Source organism: Vibrio sp. FF145, assembly GCF_041439075.1.
GTDB classification, from domain to species: Bacteria; Pseudomonadota; Gammaproteobacteria; order Enterobacterales; family Vibrionaceae; genus Vibrio; species Vibrio tasmaniensis_A.
The window spans coordinates 13852-29936 of record NZ_JBGONH010000002.1 but is presented as its reverse complement, the minus strand read 5'-3'; the positions used below and the strand labels follow the sequence as shown (position 1 = coordinate 29936).

Annotated in this window: 12 protein-coding genes; 9 read left to right on the top strand and 3 right to left on the bottom strand. The window is 45.3% G+C overall.

Annotated elements, in window-relative coordinates; genetic code table 11:
- Positions 1-49 precede the first annotated feature (49 nt).
- The gene (locus tag ACED42_RS01185; protein WP_371701056.1) at positions 50-1840 is read left to right on the top strand and encodes a protein kinase; all 1791 of its coding nucleotides are present in this window, start codon (positions 50-52) and stop codon (positions 1838-1840) included.
- A 24-nt stretch (positions 1841-1864) separates the two neighbouring features.
- Here ACED42_RS01185 and cra read toward each other — a convergent pair whose 3' ends face one another.
- Positions 1865-2869 carry a catabolite repressor/activator gene (gene cra / locus ACED42_RS01180; RefSeq protein ID WP_032499489.1) on the bottom strand — a complete coding sequence of 335 codons (1005 nt, stop codon included), beginning with the start codon at positions 2867-2869 and terminating at the stop codon, positions 1865-1867.
- Between the two features lie 363 nt (positions 2870-3232).
- Between cra and fruB the strand changes: the two genes are divergently transcribed.
- The 8 genes from fruB to ACED42_RS01140 all read left to right on the top strand — a co-directional run bounded on the left by fruB (position 3233) and on the right by ACED42_RS01140 (position 11074).
- Entirely contained in the window at positions 3233-4366 is a 1134-nt protein-coding gene (fruB, locus tag ACED42_RS01175) for a fused PTS fructose transporter subunit IIA/HPr protein (RefSeq protein ID WP_371701054.1), read from the top strand.
- A 9-nt stretch (positions 4367-4375) separates the two neighbouring features.
- Complete coding sequence (pfkB, locus tag ACED42_RS01170) at positions 4376-5353, top strand: 1-phosphofructokinase (protein WP_371701052.1); 978 nt, start codon at positions 4376-4378, stop codon at positions 5351-5353.
- Positions 5354-5368: 15 nt separating this feature from the next.
- Complete coding sequence (fruA, locus tag ACED42_RS01165; protein WP_017096325.1) at positions 5369-7129, top strand: PTS fructose transporter subunit IIBC; 1761 nt, start codon at positions 5369-5371, stop codon at positions 7127-7129.
- A 206-nt stretch (positions 7130-7335) separates the two neighbouring features.
- Positions 7336-7938 carry a hypothetical protein gene (locus tag ACED42_RS01160; RefSeq protein WP_371701049.1) on the top strand — a complete coding sequence of 201 codons (603 nt, stop codon included), beginning with the start codon at positions 7336-7338 and terminating at the stop codon, positions 7936-7938.
- A gap of 11 nt (positions 7939-7949) precedes the next feature.
- Entirely contained in the window at positions 7950-8861 is a 912-nt protein-coding gene (locus ACED42_RS01155; protein WP_065680098.1) for a sterol desaturase family protein, read from the top strand.
- Positions 8862-8869: 8 nt separating this feature from the next.
- Positions 8870-9544: a response regulator transcription factor gene (locus ACED42_RS01150; protein WP_371701047.1), complete on the top strand. Its 675-nt coding sequence runs from the start codon at positions 8870-8872 to the stop codon at positions 9542-9544.
- Positions 9541-10833 (top strand): sensor histidine kinase, encoded by a 1293-nt coding sequence (locus tag ACED42_RS01145; RefSeq protein ID WP_371701045.1) that lies wholly within the window; start codon positions 9541-9543, stop codon positions 10831-10833. The genes ACED42_RS01150 and ACED42_RS01145 overlap by 4 nt, the downstream gene beginning before the upstream one ends.
- Before the next feature lie 88 nt (positions 10834-10921).
- Complete coding sequence (locus ACED42_RS01140; RefSeq protein ID WP_371694520.1) at positions 10922-11074, top strand: hypothetical protein; 153 nt, start codon at positions 10922-10924, stop codon at positions 11072-11074.
- A gap of 119 nt (positions 11075-11193) precedes the next feature.
- Here ACED42_RS01140 and ACED42_RS01135 read toward each other — a convergent pair whose 3' ends face one another.
- Both ACED42_RS01135 and ACED42_RS01130 read right to left on the bottom strand, forming a co-directional pair.
- Positions 11194-11517 (bottom strand): DOPA 4,5-dioxygenase family protein, encoded by a 324-nt coding sequence (locus ACED42_RS01135; RefSeq protein WP_017103393.1) that lies wholly within the window; start codon positions 11515-11517, stop codon positions 11194-11196.
- A gap of 204 nt (positions 11518-11721) precedes the next feature.
- Entirely contained in the window at positions 11722-16083 is a 4362-nt protein-coding gene (locus ACED42_RS01130; RefSeq protein WP_371701042.1) for an SslE/AcfD family lipoprotein zinc metalloprotease, read from the bottom strand.
- Between the last annotated feature and the right edge of the window lie 2 nt (positions 16084-16085).

Here is a 16085-nt window from a genome sequence, read left to right as displayed (position 1 = left end):
ATGTTCTGTCAAGGAAGCGGGAAGAAGAACAGTTAAAAGAAGATCAGTTATGACAATTTCATTCAGCCAAGGGCAAGTCGTCACGCCAGAATCAAATAACCAGCTCACACTCAAGTTTGGTGGTTATTCGAATAAAGGCATTCGTGATGAAAAACAAGACGCCATCATTGTAAAACACCCAAAAACTCGCGCTGAGCAAGAGCTAAAAGGCAGTGTTGCTTGTATAGCCGACGGTGCAAGTTGCAGTGAACACGGCCAAAAAGCCAGCCACACCAGTGTGATGCAGTTTATCGACGACTATTACGCCACTCCCCAAAGCTGGAGCATTCAACGTTCGGCACAAAAGGTCTTAACCTCACTCAATTCTTGGCTCTTCAACACGTCTGTTTCTAATATTCATCCCGCACAACAAGTGAACCATAATGCGCTCGTTTCCACCTTTAGCAGCGTGATATTGAAATCGAACACCGCGCATATATTTCACGTTGGCGACAGTCGCATTTACTTACTAAGAGATGGAGAATTACGCCAACTGACACGCGACCACACCCGTAAAAATATGGGGCAGAAGCATTACTTAACACGCGCCTTAGGCATGGACAACCAACTCAACGTTGACTATCGAACCCTGCCTATCAAGAAAAACGACTGCTTTATCCTCACTTCGGATGGTGTGCACGAGTTTGTTGCTCCCAATACTTTCAAAGAACACATCGATAAGCCTGGAGCGGATTTTGAATACGCAGCACAAACCATCTGTAACACTGCTTTAAGCCACAACAGTTCAGACAACGTGAGCTGCTTGATTGTGCAAGTTAGTCATCTACCTAAGCCTTCGCTCATCGAGTTCCATGAAAAACTGGCTAAACGTGCCATCCCACCCGCGTTAAAGCTCGGGCAAAGTATCGACAACTTTATGGTGCTTGAGGTGTTGTATGCAGGCTCTAGAAGCCATGTGTATCGTGTGATGCAGAAAGAGACACAAACCGAGTTCGTGCTGAAAGTCCCTTCCGTCCAATATCATGATAGCCCGTCGCAACTGAGAGCCTTCTTTAATGAACAATGGGCGGGCATCTTGCTGAACAATAAGAAGGTAATGAAGGTCTACCCGACGCCAGAGAACTCGCAATTTTTATATCAAATCTGCGAATGGGTAGAAGGCATCACGCTAAGACAATGGATGTACGACAATCCAAAGCCGTCACTCAATGAAGTACGCGACATACTAGAAAAAATCACACAAGGCATTCGAGTATTGCAACGTGCGGATATGGTGCACCGAGATTTAAAGCCCGAGAACATCATGCTTCAACGTGATGGTGAGATTAAAATCATCGACCTCGGCGCTGTATTAGTGAGAGGACTTGAAGAAGGAGAGCTCGCAGACAAAGACGACACTCCATTAGGTGCGGTCAATTACATTGCGCCCGAGACCATCAAACATAACACCGCGACAACCACCTCAGATTTGTTCTCTATCGCTGTGATCGGCTATGAGATGCTAACCTGTGAATTGCCCTACTCTGAAATGACCGCACAATCACTTAAGCAATCTCGTCATCATCAGTGGGAATACCAACCCATCACTCAAAAACGAACTGACTTACCAAGCTGGGTGGATTTGGTGTTACAAAAAGCCTGCGCGGAATCACCAAGCGAGCGCCATCAAGTGTTGGGGGATTTTGTGGCAGACCTTTACACGCCAAACCAAAGTTTGGTGAAAAGCAAAGCCAAGCAACCTTTGATAAACCGAAACCCAATCCAGTTTTGGAAGGTGTTGGCTTTGTTGCTCGGCATTGTTGCCATTGTAGAGTTGGGCTTATTACTTGGTTCTAACTAACTGTTAAACGGAAACTAACCGTATTTAGCCTCGTTTCACTAAGCTTCTCGGCACGAGTTCAATACCCGCTTGGTAACGCTTAGCAGATGCATTTAACGCCAAAGCAAAAGCACTATCGGCAATCACTTCGAATTGCTGCGGCAGTGAATGGACTTTGAAAGGCAAGAAGTCGAGCAGTCGGTTATCACCAAAGGTTGCCAGTTTTACTTGATTAATCAGCTCTGGCTTTTCAACCATCACATCCAACACACCCTCTAACAAGGTGTAAGACATAGTCACAATCGCATCAGGAACCGTGCCTTTTGCAATCCACTCTTCAAAAACCTCGCGTCCAGATTCCCTATCAAAGTGCTCACCATAACCCACAACCATCGGCTTGTTTTCTGCTAGCCCTGTTTGTTGAGTATGTGCTTTATTCGCCGCTTCAAAACCTAGGTGACGTTCGCGTGAGATATTTAGATCAGGAAGTGCACCTATCAAACCAACACTATGAATGTTGTCATCGAGAATCGAGTGCGTCAATTCAAACGCGGCTTCGAAATCTTCACTGAGTACGCAAGCAAAGTGCTCATCATCTAACGGACGGTCAATTGCGATCACAGGCGTTCCTGAGTTTTGCAACTTTAAGTAGAACTCGTTGGCATCTGGCATTGAGCTCGCAACCAGCAAGGCATCAATACGACGACTTACCAAAGCTTCAGCCACTTTTCGTTCGGTTTCAGCATCATCATCAGAACAACCAATCAATATCTGGTAGCCCACTTTGCGTGAATTCTGCTCTATCAATTTAGCTAAACGCGCGTAACTGCTGTTTTCCAGATCCGGAATAATCAAACCAAATGAACGGCTATTACCAGCGCGCAACGACGAAGCGGCGTGGTCTGGACGGTAATTATATTCTTCTACAACCGCCATGACTTTCTGTTGAGTCTTTTCACTGATTCTGTATTTCTGCGCCTTGCCGTTGATGACATAACTGGCTGTGGTTTTCGATACTCCAGCCAACTTAGCGATTTCATCAAGTGTCATATGAGTGACCTGTATTTTGTGCGTAGGATCATATAACCAATGATCTGATCCCTGGATTAGTTGAATTATATGCTGAATCGATTCAGTATAAAAGCTGAAAGGATTCAGCAAAATCTGAAAAGTGACTTCAATCATCCTTTTGAATGAATTGAGCGCCATTTGTCGTGATTCAGCTTCTTGTTGTTAACGAAACTGGAATTACGACACGCAGCAAAACTATTTTGAAAACCAAAATCGGCTTTGCTGAATTTTTTTACACCGAATGCTGAACCGATTCAGCAAGCATAAAGCAGCGGGCAAATATTGCTCTAGACTGAATCGTAGCGATACACAAATTCTCAAGCGATACGCTAAAGAGGCACCATGCTTAAATTATCAAAATCTGACATCACTCTAGGCCAAACTGCCGAAGACAAATTCAAAGCAATCCAAAGCATTGCTGGCGACCTGACAGCTAAAGGTTTAGTTGACTCTGGTTACGTTGAAGGAATGTTGAACCGTGAAAACCAGAACTCTACGTTCCTAGGTAACGGCATCGCGATTCCTCACGGAACGACGGATACTCGTGGCCTAGTGAAAGAGACAGGCGTTGCGGTACACCACTTCCCTGAAGGTATTGATTGGGCAGACGGCAACCGTGTTTACGTAGCAATTGGTATTGCAGCGAAATCTGACGAGCACTTAGGCATCCTTAAGCAACTAACAAAGGTTCTAGCGGCAGACGGTGTTGAAGAGAAATTAAAGCAAGCGAAATCAGAAGACGAAATCATCGCTCTACTTAACGGCGAAGTTCAGCTTGAAGCCGACCTAGACGCTTCTTTAGTTCAGCTACTGTTCCCTGCGAGCGACATGATTCAAATGTCGGCAGTTGCGGGCGGCCTACTTAAGAACACAGGTTGCACAGACAATGCATTCGTTGCTGACTTAGTAACAAAAACACCGACTCACCTAGGCCAAGGCTTGTGGTTGTTGGGCAGCGATAAAGGCGTAACTCGCACTGGCGTATCTTTCGTTTCAACAGCGAACGATTGCGAATACGAAGGCACACCAGTTAAAGCATTGGTGGCATTTGCTGCTTGTAACAGCGCTCACCAATCTATTCTGGCAAACCTAAGCAAGATGGTTTTCGAAGGTAAACAGCAACAACTGTTAACCGCTGACGCAGCACAAGTGATTGGCCTTCTAAAAGGTGAAGCGGTTTCTACAGCTTCTCAAGACGACGACAACTGCGCGGTATTCAAAATCAAAAATGCACACGGCCTACACGCTCGTCCGGGCGCAATGCTAGTCGCTGAAGCGAAGAAGTTCGAATCAACTATCCGCGTATCAAACCTAGATGGCGATGGAAAAGAAGTGAACGCGAAGAGCTTGATGAAAGTAATCGCGCTTGGCGTTAAACACGGCCATCAGCTTCAGTTTGTTGCTGAAGGTGAAGATGCAGCTCAAGCACTTGAGTCTATTGGCAAAGCTATCGCTTCTGGCCTTGGCGAAGGTTAGGAAATCGATATGTCTGATAAACAAATCAAAGCCGTTACCGTAACCCTAAACCCTGCTCTGGATCTGACAGGTAGCATCGATGTGCTAAACGTAGGTTCAGTTAGCTTGGTGAACAAAAGCTCACTGCATGCAGCGGGTAAAGGCGTAAACGTAGCAAAAGTACTTTCAGAGCTTGGCGCTAAAGTCACCGTAACAGGTTTCCTTGGTCGCAATAACGAAGAACCGTTCTGCCAACTGTTCGAACAGATGGGCGCAACTGACCGCTTTATTCGTGTCGACGGCGCAACTCGCATCAACGTGAAGTTAGTAGAAGAAAGTGGTCAAGTTAGCGACATCAACTTCCCTGGCGTAGCGGTAACACCGATTGCCATCGAGCAGTTTGAGCGCACTCTATTCGGGTTAGCTGAAGACCACGAATATTTCGTGATTGCAGGCAGCTCACCTCAGGGTATTTCACCTATGTTATGCGCATCGTGGATTCAGAAACTTCACGATATGGGCAAGAAAGTGTTGTTCGACAGCAGCCGTGATGCACTTAAAGCGGGACTCGATGCACAACCATGGCTGATCAAGCCAAACGATGAAGAGCTATCTCAGTTATTCAACGCCGAACTAACTACACGCGACCAATGCCAACACGCAGGCCAAGCCCTAAGTGAAAAAGGCATCGATAACATCGTTGTGTCACTTGGTGCTGAAGGTGTGATGTGGCTTAACCAAGGTGAGTGGTTACACGCTCAACCACCGCGCATGCAAGTAGTAAGCACGGTAGGTGCAGGTGACACCTTAGTTGCAGGCCTATGTTGGGGTCACATGCAACAGATGCCAAAACCAGAACTTATTCAATTCGCAACCGCCCTATCTGCTCTAGCAGTTTCACAGGTAGGCGTGGGTGTAACCAGCCAACAAGAGCTGGATTCAGTACGACAAAATATCCAATTACAGGCGCTTAGTGCTCCAACTAGTCAGTTAGACACAAGTAAATAGGACAAAGGGATTATTATGAATATTACCATCATCACAGCTTGCCCAAGTGGCGTAGCAAACAGCATCATCGCAGCAGGCTTGTTAGAGCAAGCTTCAAAAACACTGGGTTGGAACGCCGCTATTGAATGTCAATCTAGCGTATTACCTAACTCTCCAGTATCACAAGACACGATCGACAGCAGCGACGTTGTCGTTATTGCTGCCAACACAAACGTTGATAAAGCGCGCTTTGTTGGCAAAAAAGTGTACCAAGCAGCTATCTCTGAATGCACAGCAGATGCAAAAGCATTTCTAGAGAAAGCGGTAGCAGAAGCAACGGTATTAGACGCTGCTCAAGTTGAAAAAGCAGTTACCGTTACTAGTACTTCAACAAACTCTTCTACAACAGTAAGCACAGGCAGCAAGAAGATCGTAGCGATTACCGCTTGCCCGACTGGCGTTGCACACACCTTTATGGCAGCAGAAGCACTTGAAGCAGAAGGCAAACGCTTAGGTCACCAGATCAAAGTGGAAACTCGCGGCTCAGTAGGTGCGAAAAACCAACTGACAGACCAAGAAATCGCAGACGCTGATCTTGTTATCATCGCTGCCGACATCGACGTTCCTCTTGATCGTTTTAACGGCAAAGCGCTATACAAAACCACAACAGGTCCTGCTTTGAAGAAAACAAAGCAAGAGATGGAAAAAGCATTCGCTGAAGCTAAGCCATACCAGCACACAGCGTCTTCAAATTCAGTGCCTGCTGATGAGAAGAAAGGTGTGTACAAGCACCTAATGACAGGTGTATCTCACATGCTTCCTGTGGTTGTTGCGGGTGGTTTGATCATCGCACTGTCTTTCGTATTCGGTATCGAAGCGTTCAAAGAAGAAGGTACATTAGCAGCAGCATTGATGACTATCGGTGGTGGTTCTGCATTCGCACTGATGATTCCTGTTCTTGCTGGTTTCATTGCATTCTCTATTGCAGACCGTCCGGGTCTGGCTCCAGGTCTAATTGGCGGTATGTTGGCTAGCTCAACAGGTGCAGGTTTCCTAGGTGGTATCGCAGCGGGTTTCATTGCGGGTTACGCAGCAAAATTCATTGCCGACAAGGTTCAACTTCCACAGTCCATGGAAGCCCTCAAACCAATTCTGATCATTCCGTTTATCGCGAGTTTGTTCACTGGTTTGGTCATGATTTACATCGTTGGTGGTCCAGTTTCAGGCGTGATGAGCGCAATGACAGACTTCCTAAACAACATGGGAACGTCTAATGCGATTCTTCTGGGTGTGATTCTAGGCGCAATGATGTGTTTCGACCTTGGTGGTCCAGTAAACAAAGCGGCTTACACGTTCGGTGTTGGTCTATTGGCTTCACAAACTTACGCACCAATGGCAGCAATCATGGCTGCAGGTATGGTTCCGGCTCTAGGTATGGGCCTTGCAACTTTCCTAGTGAAAGACAAGTTTGAAGCAGGCGAGCGCGAAGCAGGTAAAGCATCATTCGTTCTTGGACTATGTTTCATCTCTGAAGGTGCAATCCCATTCGCAGCGAAAGACCCAATGCGTGTTATCCCAGCATGTATGGCAGGTGGCGCACTAACGGGCGCTCTATCAATGATGTTTGGTGCACAACTAATGGCTCCACACGGCGGCTTGTTCGTACTGCTAATTCCTGGCGCTATCTCTCCAGTTCTTATGTATCTAGTGGCGATTGCAGCAGGTACAGCGGTAACAGGTTTTGGTTACGCAGCTCTTAAAAAGATGAGCGATTCTAAAGTGACTGCAGAGGCTTAATCCCCCTACTCTGTTTAGCGGTTAAGGCTGACGAACAGAGGCTCTTGATAAAACAGTTCCTTTGTAAAGCAAAGGCTCCTCAATTGAGGAGCCTTTTTTAATGAATCACCTATACCCTCTGACCAAAACAATCCCCACGGTTACCTTTTGTTTACCTCGCCTCCTTTACTGTCCTTGATAAGAAAAATGAACCACAAGGAAAGAGCATGAAATTATTCGCTTCAATACTCACGACAGTCGGTATTACTGGTGCTGTCTGGGGGCTATTACATATTCAGCCTGCGATTGCGGATGCATCGACGGAGCAGCCAATCGCTGAGTTATCAACGAACAAGTCATCAATCTACAAACAGCCAAAAAACAAGTCCGTAGAGGTCAAACAACAGGCGACTGCAAACACGACCTATCTGCAAGGTTTGAGCAAAACGATTCCATTAGAGGATGTTCCAGAGTTGTGGGTGGACTTCTACCAGAACCTCGAATCCGATGACAAAGAGAGCGCACAACAACAAGTCATCGTGATCTATCAAGACATCAGCTTAGATTTCAGCGAAGCAACAATCACGATTGGCTTCCCGACTCAGCAATCAAAATTAAATAAAAAAAAACCATTAATTAAGATTCCAAGGAAATCCAAAAGCACCCTTCTGCTAGGTAAAGGCGAACATACTGAACAAGAACTAGCACATGCTTGGGAAGGTATCGCGATTCTAAAAGAAGTGGATATGGTTATAGAACATCACCAGCTGAACCAGCATGGTTTGCCAGATTCTAGTGAGTTATACGTCTATTATAAGAACAATCAGTAAAGGATTTAGTTATGAATTTCACTATGGATAGCATTGGGAATTTTCTCTCTCAAACATTCACAGAAACGAGCATCATCCTAACCGAAACTTGGGTAGATGATAATTTTCTGCTGCTTGCTCTGGCTCTGTTTATCTTTGAGCTTATCCGCTATGCCTTTAAGAAAAAGCTCAGCTGGAATATGTTGGGAGACAGCGCGACTAACTTAGTCACCTTGTTCTTCTTGTTGGTGACCCTTTTCTTTGTCGGGTTAGCCTATGTGGGCACGTTTGTTTACGCCTACGAGAATTTCAGCCTAACTCAGCTACCGATATCTGGTTGGACAATTCTGGGTTGCTTGATCTTGGCCGATCTCGCGTACTACTGGGAACACAGATTCTTGCACAGCAACGGTTTAGCTTGGGGAACGCACTCTGTTCACCATAGCTCGCCTTACTTTAATATCTCTGTCGCTTACCGATTCGGGCCTTTGGATTGGTTCTTCCCGTTCTTCTTTTATTTGCCGTTAATCCTGCTCGGATTCAATCCGTTTGTGGTGCTGATGTGTGAAACCTTTGTGCAGCTTTATCAAACGCTATTGCACACCGAAACAGTTAAGCGCCTGCCCCGCCCTGTTGAAGCGGTGTTTAATACGCCTTCACACCACAGAGTGCATCACGCGACCAACAAGCAGTATCTTGATAAGAACTATGCTGGCATCTTTATCATTTGGGATCGTATGTTCGGCACCTTCGCTAAAGAAGAGGAAGAAGTCAGATACGGTGTGTTCCCGAGAATCAACTCTGTGAACCCATTTAAGGTATATTTCCACGGCTACGTTAAACTGTGCCAACAGTTATGGCATGCGCCAAATTGGAATTATCGACTACAGCTTCTTATTCAGCCGCCTATTTGGGCTTGGAAAAGAGAACGAGAAACAAAGTAAGGACACTTATGAGCATTAACGCCCTGCTGATTGAAGACGACAGCGACTTAGCAGAAGCCATTGCAGACTATATGGAACTCGACGGTTTCGAATTCGACTTTGCTTACAATGGCAGCGCAGGACTCAATCTTGCGTTAGAGGGGCGTTATGACATCATTTTGACGGACATCAACATGCCCAAAATGGACGGGCTCGATGTCTGTCAATCTCTTCGCCACCAAGGTGTCACGACACCTATCCTTATGTTAACGGCAAGGGACACATTACAAGACAAAATCGCCGGGTTCGAAGTGGGTTCGGATGACTATCTAGTGAAACCTTTTGCGATGGAAGAGCTGAAAGTACGGCTTATGGCGCTGATACGTCGCTCTCAAGGATCGGTGACGTCACTGTCTGTGGCAGATCTCAAACTGGACTTAGACAAGCACCAAGCCCTTAGAGACGGCAAGCTATTGAGGCTGTCCCCAGTCTGTTGGCGAATGCTTGTGATGTTAGTGCGAAACAGCCCTAACGTGGTGAGCAAAGCCAAACTTGAAGAAGCATGGGAAGACGAAATGCCAAGCTCTGACAGCGTGAAAGCGCACCTGTTTAAGCTTCGACAAGTGGTTGATGCGCCCTTTGACTCAAAACTGATTCACACAGTTCATGGTATTGGTGTTGTCTTGCATGAGGAGCCATCATGAAACACGCGAACATGAATCGAGTCAGTATTAAGCGTGACATCTACCTCTATTTATTTGGAATAGTGGTGTTACTAACGGCAATCTACAGTTTGATGGTTTCACAGAGCTACCAGATTGGCCTTAATGAATCGGCAAAATATGGATTCTTGTATGAATTGGAAGTCGCAGAGCAACGTTACATCGAAACAGGGCAACTACCAGACTATCAAAACCCGACATTCCAAGCCTTTCTAACCTATTCGGAACTGCCCGCTAAATTTCAACAAGCCTTTGATTGGAATGCATTTGATAACGACGCTATTTATGAACATTACGAGCAATCACATAACAATGAGTCAGGCCAATACCTCTACGCCGCCAAACATCAAATTTCTGGAAAAGACGAATCGCTGTACATCATTTCTGAGTACGATGAAGCCATCTACTTGAATCTATTCGAGCTCAACCCACCCGATTCCGTCAACCAAATTAACAATGCCTTCATTGCCATCGGCGTCCTATTGCTCTTGGTGTTCTTGATCATTCGCCTTTTGATACACAGAGTCACCAAACCGATTCTTACCCTATCAAAATGGTCTGAATCTCTGGATGTGGACAACACAGAAGGGCTGACTCAGTTTCGGTATAAAGAGATCCATAAGTTGGCTTCGCAACTGGTTAAAAGCGTACAGGGTGAACGCCAAGCCAATGAGCGTGAGAGCTTTTTCTTGAGAGCAGCAAGCCACGAATTAAGAACACCGATTGCCACTATTTCAGCCAGTGGCGATATGCTGGTGCGGTTATCCGAAAACATTCCAAACAGTGGTCAACGTGCCGTAGCGCGAATCCAACGTTCAGCCATCAGCATGAAGGCCTTGGTAACGACTCTGCTATGGATGAGTCGTAACAACGAGATAGAGACCAACTATGAGCAAATCAAGCTAGAATCCCTGCTCAATAATATTATCGAAAGCCAACGATATCTTCTAAAAAACAAAGAAGTGGACATTCAAACCAAGGTCGATCAAGGCGAACACTCCCTCCCCCGCGAGTTAACTGAGGTTGTGATCACCAACTTAGTCCGAAATGCATTCCAACACGGTGGCAACGGAGATATATGTATCACACTGACAGAACATCAGTTTGAGGTGATCAACCGTTTGGAAGATGAAAAACTAGCAAACGACTCTGAACAGCAAACCTCATTTGGTATTGGCCTAGAGCTCATTGATCGCGTTTGTCAGAACCAAGGTTGGCAGTTTACTCATGAAACTCACAACCATGAGTTCATCGTCAAAGTCATGCTGTAACGATTTGCCTAAATGGTTATTGGATGGTGACCAAAAGTTTACCCTTGCTTGGTTATGCTAGTCGCACAATCTAGTTAGGAGTTATGTTATGGGCACTTGGATTTTAGAAACACTATTGTGGGCAGCGGTAACGGTGGCGGTTTGTGTCGCGATTTGGGGGCTGTACTTACCTAATATCTTAATCGCATTAGGTGTGTCGGTAGCAGTATCACTGTTACTGGGCAATAGCTGGAGAAGCTAGTTATTTAGGCAAGAAGACAATGAGCAAAACGAGGTGTGCACCGACACACCCGACAGCACCTAAATTACTAAGTTACTAAGTACAAATATTAGGTACACACTGTCGGGCGCAGAATTGAATTAGCTAGTCAGCGTATCTTCGAATACACCAAGCTCGCGACCAAGCCAAGTCGCACGTACTGTATGGTCTAGAGTTTCTTCACCGCCGGTTACTGGGTGAATCAACACCGACATGTCACCGCGTTCTTTTTCAAGCCATTCCACAATGCCCGACTCTTTGTTCGCAAAGTGAATCTCAAACATCGGCATTTTATGCGGGCCAACCAAACGCTGTATTAATGGGAAAGTCTCTAACACATCTTTACGTTCCGATAGAATTTTCTGACGCAGTGTTTCTGCCTGCTCTGCAAAGCGCAGAGGGAAATAGATATGACCGTGGTACATGGCACCATCCTTTAGAATTATGATGCAAACAGTTTAACCTGCTTTCTCTAGCAAGGACAGCCAACCAATGGCAGCCGAAGTATTAAACATCATGTAGAAGACTGATCTAGCTGAAATTTCTAGAACATTGCAACAAAAACGCCACACGTAATTTAAGTGTGGCGTTTATATTTTAGCTGTAAAATGCCTTAGCAAGAATTAGCGTTAGTAAATTGAATCAACATTCAAGGGGCTGTTCTTTGGTTTATCTAGTTTTAACTGTTCAACCGCACTAAGACCTTTAGAGCTAATTCCACCACTATAAGACTTCGAGCCATCAGCATTAGTCATCGAGGTTTCTCCCACGTTCCAAGCAACAAAGAAATCACTTAAGTCATAGTTCGAAGCGTAGGAGCTACATACCAGCATTAAGTCGCCACCGGTTAGCCCAGTATCTTTGGCACTACAATAGTTTTCAACCGCATCACCCTCTGTATCACCTCGAGCTTTACGGTGCATAAGTTTGAACATGTTCCAGCCTTCATCTTCACCATACACATCAGATTGGCTTGCGCCGCGTGTATACCAATCATCAATTGCAAAATTCGATTTTGCCCAGATTTTTAGCTGACCAAACATAACTAATCGTAAACCTGCATCACCATGTGACCACGCATGTTCATTATTAAGCTCTAGCCATTTAGGTGCTTTCTTAATATCCGATTTAATACGATCCATTTCAGGGTTTGCATTGCGCCCCTCTAACTCCTGCATATACAACGCAAGAAGGTTATTGGTCACTTCTGTACTACCAGCCGCTAGGAAAGGAGCTGATGCTAAGTTATGACCAACTTCATGCCACAACAACCAGTCGTTCACAGGGTTGGTTGGAATGTATGTCCGATTTGCGTTAAAGCTTGAATTCATCACTGGGTAACCAGAGTGAGCAGCACCAATCGAAATCTGCACGTCATTCACAAAACGATGGCGGAACGCCTTCAGTTCTGGATAAGTGAACCTACGGTGTAAACCAGTGCTTTGTTTCTCATCACGCCCGTAGAAGTCACTTGCAGCTTCAGCGAATCGATTCATATCTGTTGCGAATTGGTTCAAATCAGCGGATTCTAGATTCCTTATTGGTGTAGTGTAAATAAATGAACCCGTATCGATTTCTGCAATTGGTGCGTCTGCCGATTGAATAGTGTTAATCCACTGTCCCTCTTTCCACCAAGCAGCTTTTAACGCGCCCTCAATGCTAAACGAGACTTCACCAAGCTCTTTTACTTTCGGTTGAATGTAGATAAGGCCGCCATATGGCACCTTGAAGGTTAAGTTCGAACCGTCGTAAGCATAGTTAGTTTGCATACGCGGAGGGCGCTTCAAACTGGTTTCATGATTCGGCTTGCCTGTAAGGTCATCCGCTATCATCACAGTGATCGTTGCAGCGACACCATGACTAATCGTCACATCTTGTAGCTGAGGAGCCCATAAACCTGTCGATTGATTGTTCCCAGCCGAATACGTGACGCCCTTGCCATCTGTTTGGACAAGAACCGAACTTGACGAAGATGCACCTGAAGTTCGACCCGGATACATTGTGGTATCAACAACGATTTCATGATCCCAGAATGAGCGCCCCAACATAATGCGAGTCAGAGGTTTCTCCATGTAATTTAATGGATAGCTCGGATTCAACTGTCCCGATAACTCACCTTCGCCGTGTATCATTCCATTAGCGACTAACGACGCTTTTAGGTCAACAGGACACTGTGCTTCTAGTGTATCTGTTTGATGTAAGTCTTCGGTATAACAGTTAAGGAACTGAACAGCTTGCTTGAACCCCAACTCATCTTGTATGTCTGTTTCAAATCGGTATGCGTTGTCATTCCACATCCAAACAGACAGGTTATCAAACGCTTGATTCAATTCGCTGTTAGACAGACGCTTACCTTGAGTACCTTTCGTGCGATAGTAAATCTCGTGCTCGTAGAGCGCTGTAAAGTTAGAACCCAAGTTCGCTGCTTTCACCATACTGTCGACAATGGTTTTACTCACTTCATAGCGATCGAAATCGGCTCTATGATAAGCACCGCGAACAGTCACACCGTCTCCAGAACGAGTCTCTATACAGTTAAATTCGTATTCATACTCGTTCTGACAAAGCTCAGTGCCAACGAATGCCGACTGCAGTTCTTTGATCGCCGCTTCACGCTCTGCTACAGATTCAACAAAGATACGTGCGGATTTTGCCTCCATTACCGTTACACCAGACGCATCAAGCACTGGCTTCCCCTCAGCGTCTAACTTAGCAACCTCATAAGTCGGGATTTCAAACTTGATTTTGGATTCATCTTCAATCCACTCAACCGTACCATCTTGATTTACCGTGAACGGAGGCTCTCCTTGGTTATCTTGAAAACGCTCAAGAACCACCATTTCCTTTTCACTCTTCACGTGAAGATTTGGATACGGCGCTTGGCAGTAATAAGAGCTACCGCAGAAAGCTTGGTTTGTTGGCGTAACGTTTTCACCACCTAGAGATACACCCGCGGCGTCCGCTAAGCGCCCAATAGGTTCAGGGTTAGTCGTTTGAATCGCATCCATAAACAAGATATTGCCACCGTCATTAACATAGTTAATAAGAGCCGTAATATCGTCTTGGTTTAAGTTAGGGTTATCCAAGTCAGCAACAAACTGGTTAGTCATGCCATCTTGAACCAACTTAGGTGGGTATGCCTGAAGGATCAAAATAGGCGTGGTGCTCGCATCCAAACCATCAAAGTCACCTGAACCGCGCTTTTCTACTGATGCAAAACCATACTGAGGACTAACAAAAAACGTGTACTGCTTACCCATTGTGGAGTGGTGATAAGCCGAATAAGCTTGGTCAATATTGGTGACTGTATTCATCCCAGCAATAGGCAGACCATTATTGAACCACTCAAACAAGTTCGAGAAAAACGACCTCATGCTGCCTTGGTCATCATGCAGTAGGTTTTCGAACGTCGAAACAGTGCACTGTTGTTTGTTGCTATCGATATGCAATGTTCGATTGGCCCAATAATTTTCAGGGCATGACAGAATACTTGGATATAAGCCATTACCCATGAACACGACCTTACCTTTGCCTATCTCGCCTGCTGTAACGAATGGAAAACCATAAGTCGCGTTGTCTTCAGAGACTAAAGGAATCGGCGGCATCGAGATGCTTGGGTGTTGTGCGATGTAAGGCTTGCCTTCACGAGTCCAGGCCTGTTGCTCACCAAAGTAAAGCTCACGGTTTTTATCAGTTCTTGGCATCATCACAGGGAATGCTCTGTTCGATATATTCAGAGCTCGCATACCACGGGTATAACCCGTTGCACCGTAAAAGCTACCATTATCATTGAATACATGGAATGTGGTGACGTTGTGAAAGATTTGCTGCAGAGACTCTGTTACATACTGACCAGAATCCATAGATAAAACGGCAGGTTGACGAACATAATCCATAAACTGAGGCGTTTGGCGCAGCTGCTCATCGATTACTGCCGTTAACCCTTGGCTAAACTGACCAACAAACTCATTAGGAAGTTCAAAGTCTGTACCCTCTATTAATCCCCCATTTGGCAGAGTTAGGTTAATCAGTTCATTTATAACGTTAGGGTACTTTGAAAAGGTATCTTGGACTTCTTCAGATATCTCATAATGGCTTAGATGATCAACCGCGTAGCGCTCTAGTAATGACTGGATATTCGCTTTCTCTACCACATTATTGGTCACATCAGACAATTGATAAGCAATCTGATTACCCGTAATGGAGCCAAACTCAAACGTATCAATACCAAAAGCGATTCTGTCACCCCACAGGTACTCAAAAATTCCCTCTTCATCCGTCACGCCCGTCGCGTTAGCCGAAAAGAAACTGATCCCAGAAATCGGCGTACCATTAGCATCTGTAAGCTTACTGCGAGTTAACACCTTACCTTCAACACTTGGCTTATAAGCATAGGTAGACTCCGCGTCTGCAGAAACAAAACCAGCGTTAAGGTTATTGTCCGCATTAGGGTCAACCGCAGGAACAACAGTTGTGTCTACGTGTGAACTAGGAGCCTTACCTACTTCATCGGTAGATTCTTCTTCTTTCGATGAAAAGTATGCATCGACAGCATCTTGATCATCAAGTTGCGAGAACACATCCTCAATATCAAAAGCATCCAGTTCTTTTAAACAGATAGCACTTTCTGTCTCACAAACATCAATTGATTCGAGTACTTTAGTAACGTTGTCTCCGTGTAATTCTGTCAACTCAAATGCCGCGTTAAGCCCATCATTTGAAATCGTGAACTCTGTTATCTCAGGGAAAGGAGCAGTGAAATCACCTAAAGTAAGGTGACCCAAGGTACAACTAAAACTCACGCCTTGTTTAACACTGAACGTTCCGTTTTCAAGATGAACGCCGTCACAGTACACATCTCCAGACACAAACGCCCCGCTCGACAACAGTGAACCGATGTAAGTTGTTGGGGGGATAATATCTGTAGGTGGAATAATGTCAGTCGGCGGAAGAATATCCGTTGGTGGAATGATGTCAGTCGGCGGAAGAATAT

Bases quoted from the DNA above. Each gene is read 5' to 3' on its own strand.
- ACED42_RS01145 (WP_371701045.1), top strand. From the start codon at position 9,541: ATGAAACACGCGAACATGAATCGAGTCAGTATTAAGCGTGACATCTAC.
- pfkB (WP_371701052.1), top strand. From the start codon at position 4,376: ATGTCTGATAAACAAATCAAAGCCGTTACCGTAACCCTAAACCCTGCT.
- ACED42_RS01135 (WP_017103393.1), bottom strand. From the start codon at position 11,517: ATGTACCACGGTCATATCTATTTCCCTCTGCGCTTTGCAGAGCAGGCA.
- ACED42_RS01155 (WP_065680098.1), top strand. From the start codon at position 7,950: ATGAATTTCACTATGGATAGCATTGGGAATTTTCTCTCTCAAACATTC.
- fruA (WP_017096325.1), top strand. From the start codon at position 5,369: ATGAATATTACCATCATCACAGCTTGCCCAAGTGGCGTAGCAAACAGC.
- ACED42_RS01150 (WP_371701047.1), top strand. From the start codon at position 8,870: ATGAGCATTAACGCCCTGCTGATTGAAGACGACAGCGACTTAGCAGAA.
- ACED42_RS01140 (WP_371694520.1), top strand. From the start codon at position 10,922: ATGGGCACTTGGATTTTAGAAACACTATTGTGGGCAGCGGTAACGGTG.
- fruB (WP_371701054.1), top strand. From the start codon at position 3,233: ATGCTTAAATTATCAAAATCTGACATCACTCTAGGCCAAACTGCCGAA.
- ACED42_RS01160 (WP_371701049.1), top strand. From the start codon at position 7,336: ATGAAATTATTCGCTTCAATACTCACGACAGTCGGTATTACTGGTGCT.
- cra (WP_032499489.1), bottom strand. From the start codon at position 2,869: ATGACACTTGATGAAATCGCTAAGTTGGCTGGAGTATCGAAAACCACA.
- ACED42_RS01185 (WP_371701056.1), top strand. From the start codon at position 50: ATGACAATTTCATTCAGCCAAGGGCAAGTCGTCACGCCAGAATCAAAT.